This is a genomic window from Mesorhizobium sp. C120A, assembly GCF_030323105.1.
Classification (GTDB): domain Bacteria; phylum Pseudomonadota; class Alphaproteobacteria; order Rhizobiales; family Rhizobiaceae; genus Mesorhizobium.
Genome location: NZ_CP100476.1, coordinates 5,296,147 through 5,309,869, shown reverse-complemented (window position 1 = coordinate 5,309,869; position 13,723 = coordinate 5,296,147). Strand labels below are relative to the sequence as shown.

The 13,723-nt window shown below is 57.3% G+C and carries 12 protein-coding genes; 8 read left to right on the top strand and 4 right to left on the bottom strand.

Translation table 11 applies throughout. The annotated features are described in order from the left end of the window. Positions 1-24 precede the first annotated feature (24 nt). The 5 genes from NL532_RS26060 to NL532_RS26040 are packed head-to-tail and all read left to right on the top strand — an operon-like array spanning position 25 to position 5,715. A complete protein-coding gene (locus NL532_RS26060; protein ID WP_286487648.1) occupies positions 25-720 on the top strand; it encodes a glycoside hydrolase family 99-like domain-containing protein in 696 nt (231 codons plus the stop codon). Next, a complete protein-coding gene (locus NL532_RS26055; RefSeq protein ID WP_286487647.1) occupies positions 690-2,552 on the top strand; it encodes a glycoside hydrolase family 99-like domain-containing protein in 1,863 nt (620 codons plus the stop codon). The genes NL532_RS26060 and NL532_RS26055 overlap by 31 nt, the downstream gene beginning before the upstream one ends. Then, positions 2,549-3,334, top strand: a complete 786-nt coding sequence (locus tag NL532_RS26050; protein WP_050590959.1) for an ABC transporter permease — start codon at positions 2,549-2,551, stop codon at positions 3,332-3,334. The genes NL532_RS26055 and NL532_RS26050 overlap by 4 nt, the downstream gene beginning before the upstream one ends. Beyond that, on the top strand, positions 3,324-4,748 hold the full coding sequence (locus NL532_RS26045; protein WP_023826761.1) for an ABC transporter ATP-binding protein: 1,425 nt from the start codon (positions 3,324-3,326) through the stop codon (positions 4,746-4,748). Before NL532_RS26050 ends, NL532_RS26045 begins: the two co-directional genes overlap by 11 nt. Next, on the top strand, positions 4,738-5,715 hold the full coding sequence (locus tag NL532_RS26040; RefSeq protein WP_155922470.1) for a hypothetical protein: 978 nt from the start codon (positions 4,738-4,740) through the stop codon (positions 5,713-5,715). The genes NL532_RS26045 and NL532_RS26040 overlap by 11 nt, the downstream gene beginning before the upstream one ends. Positions 5,716-5,721: 6 nt before the next feature. Here NL532_RS26040 and NL532_RS26035 read toward each other — a convergent pair whose 3' ends face one another. Together NL532_RS26035 and NL532_RS26030 are read right to left on the bottom strand one after the other, a co-directional pair. Continuing rightward, positions 5,722-6,426: a hypothetical protein gene (locus NL532_RS26035; protein ID WP_023754837.1), complete on the bottom strand. Its 705-nt coding sequence runs from the start codon at positions 6,424-6,426 to the stop codon at positions 5,722-5,724. A 253-nt stretch (positions 6,427-6,679) separates the two neighbouring features. Beyond that, entirely contained in the window at positions 6,680-7,405 is a 726-nt protein-coding gene (locus NL532_RS26030) for a class I SAM-dependent methyltransferase (RefSeq protein ID WP_023754836.1), read from the bottom strand. 296 nt (positions 7,406-7,701) lie between these two features. On the opposite strand from NL532_RS26030, the gene NL532_RS26025 reads away from it, so the two are divergent. The 3 genes from NL532_RS26025 (at position 7,702) to NL532_RS26015 (ending at position 11,318) form a co-directional block, all read left to right on the top strand. Continuing rightward, a complete protein-coding gene (locus NL532_RS26025) occupies positions 7,702-9,690 on the top strand; it encodes a nucleoside-diphosphate sugar epimerase/dehydratase (protein ID WP_031203128.1) in 1,989 nt (662 codons plus the stop codon). A gap of 138 nt (positions 9,691-9,828) precedes the next feature. Continuing rightward, positions 9,829-10,761 carry a glycosyltransferase family 2 protein gene (locus NL532_RS26020; RefSeq protein ID WP_023732070.1) on the top strand — a complete coding sequence of 311 codons (933 nt, stop codon included), beginning with the start codon at positions 9,829-9,831 and terminating at the stop codon, positions 10,759-10,761. A 17-nt stretch (positions 10,762-10,778) separates the two neighbouring features. After that, complete coding sequence (locus NL532_RS26015) at positions 10,779-11,318, top strand: sugar transferase (protein ID WP_023684586.1); 540 nt, start codon at positions 10,779-10,781, stop codon at positions 11,316-11,318. Here NL532_RS26015 and NL532_RS26010 read toward each other — a convergent pair. Further along, on the bottom strand, positions 11,306-12,241 hold the full coding sequence (locus tag NL532_RS26010) for an NAD-dependent epimerase/dehydratase family protein (RefSeq protein ID WP_023670715.1): 936 nt from the start codon (positions 12,239-12,241) through the stop codon (positions 11,306-11,308). The genes NL532_RS26015 and NL532_RS26010 overlap by 13 nt on opposite strands. Next, a complete protein-coding gene (locus NL532_RS26005; RefSeq protein WP_031198404.1) occupies positions 12,238-13,530 on the bottom strand; it encodes an O-antigen ligase family protein in 1,293 nt (430 codons plus the stop codon). The genes NL532_RS26010 and NL532_RS26005 overlap by 4 nt, the downstream gene beginning before the upstream one ends. Positions 13,531-13,723: the final 193 nt, after the last annotated feature.

Here is a 13,723-nt window from a genome sequence, read left to right as displayed (position 1 = left end):
ATATAAATGCTTGGAATTTCCTTTATGAAACCGACATATCTGGCGTTCTACCTGCCGCAGTTTTATCCTTTCCCAGAGAATGATGCCTGGTGGGGCAAGGGTTTTACAGAATGGACCAATGTTACCAAGGCGACGCCATTGTTTGACGGTCACTATCAGCCGCATCTCCCCACGGAACTTGGATTCTATGATCTTCGGGTACGGGAAACGCAACACGAGCAGATAGCACTTGCCCAGCAGTATGGTGTCGATGCGTTCTGTTTTCACTATTATTGGTTCAGCGGTAAGCGGCTGTTGGACAAGCCGGTCGATGCCTACCTTGCCGATAAGTCCGCTCGTATGCCCTTCTGCTTATCTTGGGCAAACGAGAACTGGACACGGCGCTGGGATGGTGCGGAGCAGCATATGCTGATTTCGCAGAATTATGAGCCGGGTTATGAAATCAGCTTTATCGAAAGCGTGGTCCCCTTCTTCCGAGATGACCGATATCTTCGCGTGGACGGGCGACCAATCTTGCTTGTCTACAGGCCGCAGCAGCTTCCGAACCCCGCCCAAGCTCTAGAAATATGGCGTGAGCATTGCCGGAAGATCGGGATCGGAGAAATCCACCTTGTTGCCGCGTTAACGCATGGCAATCTCGATTATGAGTCACTCGGGTTCGATGCTGGAGTGGAGTTCCCCCACACAATATGGTGGTCCAAAACATCAACCGTGAAGTGACGACCTTTGATTCCTTCAGAGGTATGTTCGTGGATTATGCAGATGTGGCCGGCAACTATCTCGGTCGGGATTATCGCGATAAGAAAATTTATCGGACCGTAGTCCCTTCATGGGACAACACTGCCCGAATTCGCGACCGCGCGGTCGCAATGCTTGCTGCCACCCCTGATAACTATGAGCGTTGGTTGAGGGCGGCGACGTCCCGTACTATGGTCGAGCGCGCTCCAAACGAACGGCTTGTTTTTATAAATGCATGGAACGAATGGGCCGAGGGCTGTCACCTAGAGCCGGATAGGAAGTTCGGGCGTGCCTTCCTGGATGCGACTCTGCGGGTCAAGGAAAGCAAGTCCGTTCTTGACGATGTTTTTGACCGGCATCCTTTCCGGACGGACGCAGGAACTTCCCTTGCGGTTTCAAGCGGTGCGATATGGAAAGCAGATTCGCCGGTACAGCGCTTCGCTGCGACCAAGTTAAAGATTCAAGGGATGCTGGCTAACGCGCCGGTGGCATACTGGGTTGCCAGATGTGGCTTCCGGGCTGCTCGCGCCGCCGCCCGACCAATCCGATCACTGTGGCGTCGATCGCCGTTTCTGAACAACAGCTCCTCGGCGCCCACTGCCACATTTCCATTGGTCTTGCAGAGCGTCGCCCTTGCTCGAGCGGCCCGACAAGTTCAAACGAGGGGCGAGTTGTTTGCGTCGAAGAACGACGCTATTTTAACGGCCTATCCAGGTAGGGCCGTCACGAGCAAAAGCGTCGAGGTTACTGCGGGTTGCGGAGCCACTAAGCTGGATCGACTAAAGGAACTTTTTGCAGAGAAATCTTTTGACGCCGTACCATTTCAATTTGGACGCTTTCTAAATTGCGTAGCGCACTCCCGTGCCATCGGCGTTATTACGCAAGGTGGAGCGATTATTGAAGAGTCAATTATCGTCTACCGATATGTCTATCAAGACCTCAATCTTCTGGATTATCTGGATGAAGAGGACGGGAAGTATATTTTGCTATTCAATGAATTCAAATTCATTGATGAAGATGTGTTGCTCCCGCTTCACTCCAGTTTTGCGTTTGGTCACGTCATATTCGACGCTATTCCGCAGATTTTGTTCTGGGAGAACGAAATCAAGGAGAATCGCCTTAAGGTGGTGCTGCCAAATGATGCACCATTGTGGGTGCGCGGTATCTTGGCGACTTGGGGTTTTCTACCCCATCATTTTCTAATTCTGCCGCATACGCCATTTCGATTCCGCTCTGCCATGGTCTGCAATAGTCTCACGACTGGGACAACATATTACCCCAACCCGGACTCCCTGGCACAGTATGCTCTGCAACCGGCGTTGCCGACCGCTTCCGAAACCCCACAGTTGATCTACCTTGCACGGGATCGGGCCAACACCTATTCCAACCGGTTCATTGACAACGAACCCGAGGTAATCTCGGCGCTGGAGGCTTTGGGCTTCACTGCAATCGACCCATCGAAACTACCATATGTCGATCAAATGGAATTGTTTCGAAACGCCAAGGTGATTGTTGGCGCGCATGGGTCAGCTTTCGCCAACATAATCTGGTGCCGACCCGGCACCAAGCTGGTCGATTTGACGCCCGACGATTGGGTCGGCTACTGGAACGATCTCGGCATCACCGAGATGTGGCTATCGCGCACGTGCACGCTATTTTCGCTCGACTACGAAGTGGTGGTCTGCCGTTCGCAGATGGTTGAAAGCCCATTTCCGGGCCAGCCTCATTTGACCCAGCGTCATGTAACGTCCCAAGTCGACACAGACACTTTGGTTCAACGTGTCCGCGCCCTTCTTAAGGTTGTCGAACTGTGACTGTTAACTATCTTGACGTGATCATCAGCCTTACGCGTCGGGAAGTGACTGGACGATACCGAGGGTCGATGCTTGGCATCTTGTGGTCGCTATTGACCCCGCTGCTTATGCTCGCAGTTTACACATTCATGTTCGGTACGGTTCTGCGGATGCGTTGGGCAGGGGGAGGCGAGGGGCAGCCGACGGCCCAGTTCGCGATCATATTGTTCGTTGGCCTGATCTTCTTTCAAACCTTCTCCGAGGTGCTGACGAGGGCTCCTACGCTTGTGCTGACGAATGTTAGCTACGTGAAGAAGATTGTTTTCCCGCTTGAAGTGCTACCGGTAGTGGCGCTTGCAGCGGCGTTGTTTCACATGATGGTCAGTTTTCTGGTCATGCTCATCTTCCTTGTGATTTCGCAGGGGTCGATTCCCTTGACGGCGCCGCTTCTGCCGGTCGTTGTGGCTCCATTTATCCTCCTCCTCCTTGGTTTGTCGTGGTTCCTCGCCGCTGTTGGTGTGTATTTTCGCGATATCGGCCAGGTACTGAACCCGATCGTCAGCGCGCTCATGTTCCTGTCTCCGATTTTTGTGCCGGCTGAGGCGCTGCCTGCGGCCGTGCGACCGTGGCTGGTATTGAATCCCATCTCGACTCCCGTTGAACAGGCCCGCAGGGTCCTGATTTTTGGTGAACTGCCGAACTTGCACGCGTTGGCTTTTTATACCGTGACGGCAGCGGTCATTGCCGGCCTTGGGTTTTTGTTCTTCCGAGCCACGCGCAAGGGCTTCGCAGATGTCCTCTGAAATCGCCATCTCGGTGAAGGCTGTATCCAAGCACCATCTGATGTTCAACCGGCCTGAAGACCGGCTGAAACAGATGGTGGTGCCGCGACTGCAGCGGCTGGTGAGGCAACTGCCTCGGCGCTACTTCCGTGACTTCGCTGCATTGACCAATATTTCTTTGGACGTCCGGCGAGGCGAGACCGTCGGCATCATCGGACGCAACGGTTCGGGAAAATCGACGCTTCTGCAGATTATCTGCGGAACACTGCAGCCCACCAGTGGTTCGGTTACCGTCAATGGCCGCGTAGCGGCGTTGCTGGAACTGGGCGCGGGGTTCAACCCCGATTTCACCGGTCGCGAAAATGCCTATCTCAACGCATCCATCCTTGGCCTCAGCCGTGCCGAGATGGACAATCGCTTTGACTCCATCGCCTCCTTTGCCGATATCGGAGACTTTATCGAGCAACCTGTAAAGACCTATTCTTCGGGTATGTATGTTCGGTTGGCGTTCGCCGTCGCCATTAATGTCGATCCGGATATTCTGGTGGTCGATGAGGCGCTGTCGGTGGGTGACGAGGCGTTCTCCCGTAAATGTTTCGCGCGAATCGAGCAGATCAGGGAACGTGGCGGTACGATTCTGTTCGTCAGCCACGCCGCTCAGACCATCGTCCAACTTTGTGATCGCGCCGTATTGCTCGACGCGGGTGAAATAATGTTGACCGGCCGCCCAAAGACGGTGACAGGCCAATATCAGCGGCTGGTAAATGCCAGTGCGGAGGGCGCGGCGGAAATCCGGGCGCAAATTGTGGCTATGAGGGATGCAACGATATCTCCCACCATCCCAATCGAATTGCCTTGGCTGAGATCAGAATCCGAAGATGAAGTTGTTGTCGAAAATTCACAGGCGCCCACAAACGAAATTAAGCACAGCGAAGCGCTCTCCAAACAATTGGAATCTGCGGATGGCTTCGATCCTTCACTCGTTTCCAAGTCAACTGCCTATCAAGAAGAGAGAGGCGCACGCATTCGCGACGTTCGCATACTCACTGTGAGCGGCGAGCAGGTGAATGTGCTGAGGCTCGGCAGAAGATACTTCATAGAATATTGGACCGATTTTTCAACCGACGCTACTCGGGTGGGGTTCGGCATCGGCATAACAACCACAACCGGGTTCCATGTCGCAGGTGCCAAATGCAGGGCGTCTCGGGTCGAACTGGCGCAGGCTGGTTCATCTCTAAGATCAAGATTTGAGTTCACTAGCCTACTGCTTCCTGGTCACTATTTTGTCACGTGCCAGGTCCGCGGATTGCCAGAGGTTGATGAGGTGCCTCTCCACCGAATTATCGACGCCATCGCTTTCAGAGTGGTAGAGGAGGACGAAACATTGGCGGCAGGGCTCGTAGATCTCTCTATGGTGGTCACTGTTGACCGATGAGCTAGGCGCGTCCATGTCTTCGGAGGGGATCCAGGCTCAATTTCCGGCCATTTCAATGCATTGCGGGGGAGCGACGCTGTCGTTTGTGCATGCGTGGCCTTCGACGTTTAATATCGGCGACTATCTTTCCAGCCCGCGCCACTATTTCGACTTCAAATGTCACTCACCTTCAGAAAGCGGGTTCTCTCGAATTCTCATTCTGGGTGGTGGCGCGTTCAATGATTTCGGAGCTTATGCAAGCTCCTTGGTTGAGTCGGACCGAAAAGTCGCTTGGGGGGTTGGCCAGAGTATCCAACCCTTGAACGGGTTCGGAGAACTCTCTTCCTCAATTCCAACGGATTTTTCTTTTTTTGGCTCTCGCGATCGTGCTCTGGCGGTATCCAATTCTACACTCGTACCCTGTGCCAGCGTGATGGGAGATATCGTCGATATCTTGCCAGGGACGGCGCTGGGCGTTTTCCTCAACCAGAATCCGGCCGCAAGCGGGCAGGCGGTCTTGGATGTCCTTTCGACTATCGAGCCGAATGCGATAGTTGGCACTAATTCTATGTCGGAACCTGAATTTCGGTCCAAGTTCGCTTTGACCGGAAAGATCGTAACAAATTCATATCATGTCGCCTATTGGGGGCTCCTGTCGGGTCGACAAGTCGGGTTGATAGGATACTCTTCCAAGTTCACCAGCCTTTTCGACCTCTTGGAACTTCCTGCTGATGTTACCCACTATCAAAGGGGTGATGCCGCTGGACTGTCGGGAGCAATAAAGCGCGTATTAAATGGTGAATTGTTCTCCTGCCTTGCATCGCCAACCGAAACCAAGCTGGCATTTAGACAGACCAACATCAGCTATGCTGAACGCTTGGTCGCCGCTGGTCTTTTTCGAGAGATCGATCCGTTGGACCAGTCGAACATTCACCGCAGACGAAGGGAACTAGAGGTATGGCGAGCCTACTCGCTTCTTCGCCGTTGACTTTGTTTATGCGCTCCACTTGGTGAGATCTGAGGTGTGCAGCGCCTGAAATCGCTGGAATACTGTTGGGTTGACATGAATCCTACGAAATATCTCTTGGAGAATATTCGAAGCTATGGTTTGTTTCTCGCACAGAGACTGTACTCTGGTATTTAGATTTGCGATCATGTCGCCGGCGCCAACCATAAAGGGTGTCACGCCGTCAAAGAGCGTCATGCCTCCCTGCGGAATGCGTTCATATTCTTTAGCTTCGGTGGCCTTCATCCAAATCTCGGTTTCATAGAGCTTGATTGTGTTCATCAAGAGCGAACCCGCAAGTGCCAGCGCGCGTTCGGCTCGATCGGGAGAGAAGTCGGCGATGGTATCGCAGGCTGAGATCAGCCATCGGGTGTTGAGCCGCTGCAGCAGAAAGGGCCCGCACTCCTCCCACACTTGTTGGAAGCGCTTCCAACTTCGTTTTTCAGCAATGCCGCGACGTAAAAGCACGATCAGCGCCGCATGCGTATATTCGATTTCGGTTCGGCCCACGAACTCCTGTCTCACCATATCTAAATGTTCCGCGAGATCATCCTTCCGTCCCACCGGAATCGCCGGAGCTACTCCGATGACAAGGCTGACGGCAAGCTCATGAACCTTATGGTTCAACAATCGCTTCATGCCGTCGACGGCCCCTCTGTCACGTGTCTGAAAAGGCAGCTTGATCCGAAACATCACACCTTTCTCTCATATGTTGCGGGCTTGGAAAACGTCGCTGTGAGGGCAAGGTTCAAATTGCCTCGGTGCGATCGGTAACAAGCGATGCATCGGAGGGTACAGGCTCTCCGTCCTGGTTTAAACGCACCGCGCCCCAAGAATGCCTACGGCTGCTTCAATCGATACATAGCCATTGAACATCTCGTGGGACGCCCGCCAAAGGGTGGCCGTGCCTACTCCCTTCACAAGTCGATCTCAAGAGGCAATAGGGCTAGCTGAAAGGTCGGAACCTTCCCAGGTCCACGGAGTCGGTTGAGACCACTGAAACTGAGGACCAGTAGTGAGCGAACTCACTGCGGTCCATCGGCTGAAAACCGGCAATGATCTTCTCGTAGTTTGCCCAGAGAGCATCATTTTCAGGGTCGAGTCCGGTAATCAGCACAAGGCCGGTTGGTGCGCTGTCGGTAACCGTAATTGAGAGTTCCGGCCGGTAGTGTTTGAGGGTGGGCACAATCTTCCATACGTCGCCGGCCCACCAGCCTGGAAATGCGGAGCGAGGATGTTTGGCGTCGGCGATATCCCGCGACGTCATATAGAATCCCGGCGGCAAACAGTCGTGCATGGCGACGATCGATTCGGGAGCGCAATGCTTTTCTGTATTTATGAAATCTCGGAGCAGGAATTCGAACCGATGCATGCCATCCAGAAAGGCAAGATCGACGGATTTCCCAAAGATGCGAGAGAGGTCGCGTTCAGCAAAAAAGGCATCGCTGGTTTGTTGAAATAGCTGGCAGGTTGGCTTCTTGCCAATGATGTTGGTCTGACAAGAGAAAAATGGATCAACGCCAACGGTCGAACAACTTGCCAATTTAATAGTATCGCCAAATTGAACGCCGATCTCAAAATATGTATTGGGTTTCAGCTGTTTGTGGATGTCTTCCAAAAAACCAAGATATGGTTTTCCTGTAACACGTTTCCCGTAGTCGGCATCCTGCATCAATAGCTCTCCACTTTAGCCCGCCCTAACGGCGGCATTCATTCTCCACCCATATGCTGTGTGCATTGCCCCGATCGACTCTTCCACAATGCGAGAGCCGTGTCATGCACCACAGCTTTGCGCGAGAGTGCGACAGACGAAAAAAATATCTGGCGGCGTCCCCGACTCCACGCTATGCGATACAAAGCGGCGGGGCTGGGGATTGGCACTCTAAACAGGTGATCGGTGACGGGTTTCCGTCGCTCTTGCACCACGTTAGTGTCCATGTCCTTGCGCCTGGAGTTCAGTACTACCCAATGACATCCTATGTAGAGGTCGTGTCCGGACTTCGGCCGAAGATGCGGCGCGCCATTATAATGATCCAGGATCTGGTCATGGTCCTGGTCGCGGTGGCGCTGAGTCTGGGGCTTTCTCAGTCGAGACTTTCATTCGACGCGCTCTCCACGGCCGGCCTGGCGTGCTGGGCAAGTATTGTTTTTCTCAGCCATATGCTGTTTCGCTATTGCGGCCTCTACAACACCGTGTGGCGTTTCGCCTCCACGCCGGACTTCTTCAACATCCTGAAGAGCTGCGCCATCCTGACCGTCACGCTCTATGTCGTCTCGCTGGCGGTTCGATCGTTTCAGCCGGTGACCGGCCTCAACGAGCGCCAGTTCATCGTCTTTTTCCTCGTCTCCTTCACCATCATATCGGCGCCTCGGCTCTATTACCGGTTCCTGCGCGACGGGGCGAGCTGGCGAATCCTGAGCCGCAACGCAAACAATGCGGCGATCAAACAAGCGCTGTTCGTCGGCAGGCTTGGCGAAGCAGACGTCATCATCCGCTTCACACGCACGGCCGAGCCGGCCGAATATTCCATCGCCGGCATCATGGCCATCGAGAACGGCGCGCCGTTGGGCACGCAGATCCAGGGCGTTCCGGTGGTAGCCGTGCGGCCCCGCCTGGTCGAGGTCCTCGAAGAATATGCAAGAGGCACCAAAAGCCTCGACATGCTGATTTTCGGCAATGGCACCGAACGCGAGATCGAGGAATATTCGGAACTGGTCCGTGTCGCCCGTCACAGCGGTATCGCCGTCGTCCAATTCTCCGGCGTTTCGGAGCTCGGCCAAGGCGGAAAGCTGGTACTCGACGCTGTCGAGATGGAAACCATCCTGCGCCGCCCCACAGTTGCTTCCGATATTGAGCGGATCGGCGGCTTTATCGGTGGCAAGCGCGTCCTGGTCACCGGCGGCGCCGGCTCAATCGGTCGCATCCTGGTCAAGCGGTCGCTGGAACTTGGCGCCGAGGCGGTTCTGGTCGCCGATATCTCGGAGTTCGGTATTTTCCAGCTCGACCAGCAGGTTGACGAAAAGGACCATGTCCGGCTCAAGAGCCGCATCGTCGATGTCACAGACCGGCGCCAGATCACCCGCGTCATCAGCGATTTCAAGCCCGACATCATCTTCCATGCCGCCGCGCTCAAACATGTGCCGCTGCTCGAGGAAAATTGGGAATCGGCGATCCAGACCAACATTTTGGGCACCCTCGTCTGCGCCGAGGTTGCCGCCAAATGCGGGGTGCCGCAGTTCCTGCTGATTTCCAGCGATAAGGCGGTCGATCCGACCTCGGTGCTCGGTATGACGAAACGCGCCGCCGAGCAGATTGTCTCTTCGCTGCACGAAACGCACGCCACCGGGGCCAGCGGCCGTCGCTCCGGCACCAAGTTCATCGCCGTGCGGTTCGGCAATGTCTTCGGCTCCAATGGCTCGGTCGCCACCATCTTCCAGGCGCAGATCGAGGCCGGCGGTCCGGTCACCATCACCGATCGCCGCATGACCCGCTACTTCATGACGGTGGCCGAAGCCGTCGACCTCGTCATCATGTCGGCGGCCGACGCCGAGCGGCGCCAGGGCAAGGACGACTACGCCATCTACATGCTCGACATGGGCAAGCCGGTGCCGATCCTCGAAGTCGCTGAAACCATGATCCGCATGGCCGGCAAAAGCCCCTACACCGACATTCCGATCCGTTTCACCGGGATCAGGCCGGGCGAGAAGCTTCACGAAGTGCTGCATGGCGGCAATGAGGAGATCGTCGCGCTGGATATCCCCAAGATCTTCGGCCTCAGGACCGATGTCGTGGGATGGCCCAAGGTCCAGGCGGCGCTGACATTGCTGCAGGCGGCCATGCGCGATCAGGACAAGGCCTCGGCGCTCGCCGTCATGGCCGGCCTCTATCAGGCGGAAGAGCCTCCAAGTGAGGCACGCCGGGAAACCGTTGCGAAAACAGTCGGGCAAGCTGGTTAGAGCAATTCCAAGAAAAGTGTGGAGCGGTTTTCCGTCCGGGATTGCGTCAAAACAAAGAGCCTGTCCTGATCGACCGGGATTGGCTATTGAAACCGATCCGATGGCCGTTCCCAGGCGTTTGCAGATGATTTTGAACCAGTGAGCAGACAAGATCAGCGCGTGGCCGTGCTGCTGGGCACGAAAGATGGCGCGGCTTTCCTTGACGAGCAGCTCGCGTCGCTGGCTGCGCAATCGCATCCTGTTGTCGACCTCTGGGTTTCCGACGACGGTTCGACAGACGGCACTTCGGCCATTATCGGCGCCTGGCAGAGCCGCTGGTCCAAGGGCCGGTTGACCCTGTCGAATGGTCCTCGCCAAGGCTTTGCCGCCAATTTCCGCGCGATGATCATCGATCCGCGCATCGAGGCCGACTACTACGCCTTCTGCGACCAGGACGACATCTGGGAGCCGGACAGGCTGGAGAGCGCCATTGCCTGGATGCAAGGGCACGACGCCGGAACGCCGCTGCTGTTTTGCTCCAGAACCGCGACCATGTCCGAAACCGGAGCAGCGCAAGGGTATTCGCCGCTGTTCCAGCATCCACCCGCATTTCGCAATGCGCTTGTGCAAAGCATTGCCGGCGGCAACACGATGATGATCAACCGCGCCGCGCGAAAGTTGCTGGCAAAGGCATCGGCAAGGACCGAGTTCGTCAGCCATGACTGGTGGACCTATCTGATCGTCACGGCTGCCGGCGGCATTGTCCGCTATGACCCGCGACCGCTGGTGCGCTACCGCCAGCATGAGGCAAACCTGGTCGGCGCCAACGTGTCGTGGAAGGCGAGGCTGTCGCGGCTGGGGCGCCTCTTCAGGGGCGAGTTCGCCGTCTGGACCGATCACAATCTGAGCGGCCTGGCCGTCAATCGCGACATCCTCACGAGGGATGCCGCCGCCTGTCTCGGCCTGTTCATCAGGGCGCGAAAGGGCGGTATCTTGCGACGCCTGCGCCTTCTCAGGAAAAGCGGCGTCTACCGGCAGACGCTGGCTGGGACGCTTGGGCTCTATGTGGCCTTCATCTGGCGGCGGATCTAGAGCATGCTGAGATGGCCATGAGGGGACCCAAGCGAGCTTTCGATCTCGTCGCGGCGGCGGTTCTGTTGCCGCTGACCTCGCCCGTCACCCTGCTTGCCATACTGGCAATCAGGCTGTCGTCGCCCGGACCGGCACTCCTCTCCCAAACTCGCGTCGGCCAGCACGGGGTGCTGTTTCGCTGCCACAAGTTGAGGACGATGGTTGTGGGAACGCCATCTCTGCCCTCGCATCAGGCGCCGGCAAACTCCGTCACCGCCGCCGGTAAGGTGCTGCGAAAATTCAAGATCGACGAGCTGCCGCAGCTCTGGAACGTGCTGAAGGGCGAGATGAGCCTGGTCGGGCCGCGTCCATGCCTGCCCACGCAAACCGAGTTGGTCGACCGCCGCAGGCAATTGGGTGTGCTTGCCGCACTTCCAGGCATTACCGGGCTTGCGCAGATGAGAGGCATCGACATGTCGGATCCGAAACTCTGCGCCGAAACCGATGCCGAATATCTCAGGGGAGCCTCGATCGGACTCGACGTCAAAATCCTGCTTGGCACAATCTACCGGACCTGACGGGCCTGTCGTGCAAGTTCCTCAATCCGGCCGAGCGTGTCGGTTTCCGGCATCCAGCCTTCCGAGATCAGCAGTGACGGGTCGCAAATCTGTGTCGCCATGGAAGCGTCGTACGCTGCTTTTCTGCCAAGCAGTGTGGCGAACAGCCTGAATGGCCAGGCCGGCACAGGAACGAGCCGGGTCGGAACGTCGTATCCGTGCCTGAATGCAGTCAAGATTTCGAACATCGCAACGGGGGAAGCATCGCCCAGGACATAGGTCGGGCGCGGTGGCGTGGGACGAGTCAAAAGATGCGCCACGGCGCCAGCCACCGCGTCGCGCGATATCAGCGAACGAACTGCGGTGAAAGCGCCTAAGGGCAATGGTAAGGCAATGGCGGCAGCCCGCATCATTCCACGCAGGTTTCCCTTCATGCCTTCGCCATAGACCGGCGGCAGGCGCAGCGCCGTGGCATCGGAGGGCCTGGACGCATAGGCTTCCAGTGTCTTGATCTCGCCTTCGCGTTTCGAGCGCCCGTAGGCGCATTGCGGGGCAGGGAGCGTCGCCTCGCTGATCGTTCCGCTGAAACCGGGACCGGCTACTGCCCGGATCGACGACAGATAGATGAAGCGCCCGCTTGTCCGCGAGGCGGCCGCGCGCGCCAGCTGCGCGGTCAGTGTCGCGTTGGCTGCCATGAAGTCGGCTTCGCTCGCCTTGCGGTCATTGTTGAGCGCCGCACAGTGGACGACATGGGTGATATCTCGCATCAGCGCCTGGTATGCCTGAGCCGGTGCGTCGAAGTCCGGCAACAAAACCGCATCGCTCACGGGATCGAGCCGTTCCGGGTGGCGCGATGCCATGCGCACCCCGAACCCGGCTTCGCGCAGCTGGTTGACGACCTGCCTGCCGATGAAACCCGTCGCGCCTGTGACCAGCACTTTCACGGCCGGCTTGCCTGGGGCGCCGGGGCCGGTGCCTGTTGTTCCGGCAGCATTTGTTGCCGGCCCGATGCAAGATATGTCCCGGACACCAGGAACACCATCAGTGTGGCATCGAGGATGTCGTGGCCGACCAGAATGCCGGTCAGGCCGCCGATGAGGTAGGTGATCGCAGTGACGACAATCATCGTGGCGCCGAACCGCTCGATCGCGTCCGTGCTGGTGCGCAGCACGATGGCCGCGTTTCTCGCGGCAACGAAGAACACAGCCGCGAGCGTTACGGCTCCAAGCAGCCCGGCCTCCACCAATGCAGTCAGGAAGCCATTGTGAAAATGGCTGAAGCCCGTGGACGGCATGTGGAACTGATTGTGGAATCCATCCTTTATCAGCTCACGGCTTGCAGCAATGCCGTGACCGAAAATCGGCATGTCGTGGAAGGCGCTCAGCCCAATCTGCCAAAGTGCTGCGCGCAAGCCGAGCGCGGTCGTGTGGTCGCCCTTCGTGGCGAGCGCATCCCAGTCGCTGAACAGGAAGGCCGCGCGCTCGGAAATGATGGGGAGACCAATGACCGCGATGACGATGCCGATCGCGCCCGCAATCAGCAAAAGCCGAATGGCGTTTCTGTTGTTGAGCTTGCGACGGTTGATCAGCAGGACCGCGATGCCGGCCACCAGCATCGCCAGCCAGATGATCCGCGACCCCGAATAGACAATGTCGACCGCGCCGGCCAGTGTCGCGCAGGCCAGCAACGCCCTGTTCTTTTCGACACCCGATAAGGCGCCTGCCAGGCACATCATCATGCTGAGGCAGGCGACGGTCGCGAACACGATCGGATTGCCGGCGCCTCCTTCGGCCCGTATGCCCAGCCCGTGATATTGCACGACGGCCAGCAGCAGGGCGCCAAAACAGGCGGCGGCGCTCGCCAGCACGACGATGCGCGTCAGCGTGGTTTTCTCGGTGATGCTCCAGGTCGCGTATGAGACCGGGAAAAACAGGAAGGTGATCAGCCCTGCCAGATGCGGCGCATCCCTGGCGATCGAATTGTTGACGATGGAGGCGAGCACGCTGGCTGCGCAATAGGCATAGATGGCCACCGTCATCGCGGTCATCGGCCGGTCGATGTTGAAACGCCGTCTTTTCAGCGCAAGCAGAAGCACCGACCACAGGCCGCCGCCATTGAACAAAAAGCTGACCGCCGATCCCAGTACCGGCGGGAAAAAGAAGCACAAAATGGAGAAGGTGACGTTGATCCGTGACGGCGAAACGTGCTGCTTGATGGCGGAGATCGGGGTCAATGCTCTGGTTCACAATGCGCTGGGTCGCGTGGCGACGGACAATGTTTGGCGGCGGCATTTGCGGCATGCCGCCCGGCGCAGGTTCAGGAGCCGGTATAGCGGCTGGGTGCGGTTTTCGAAAGTGCGACGAGGTCGGGCCGGCGTTTCTTTCGGTCCAGGCAAGATTTTTCCCGGCCTTTGAATGCTATCGCTC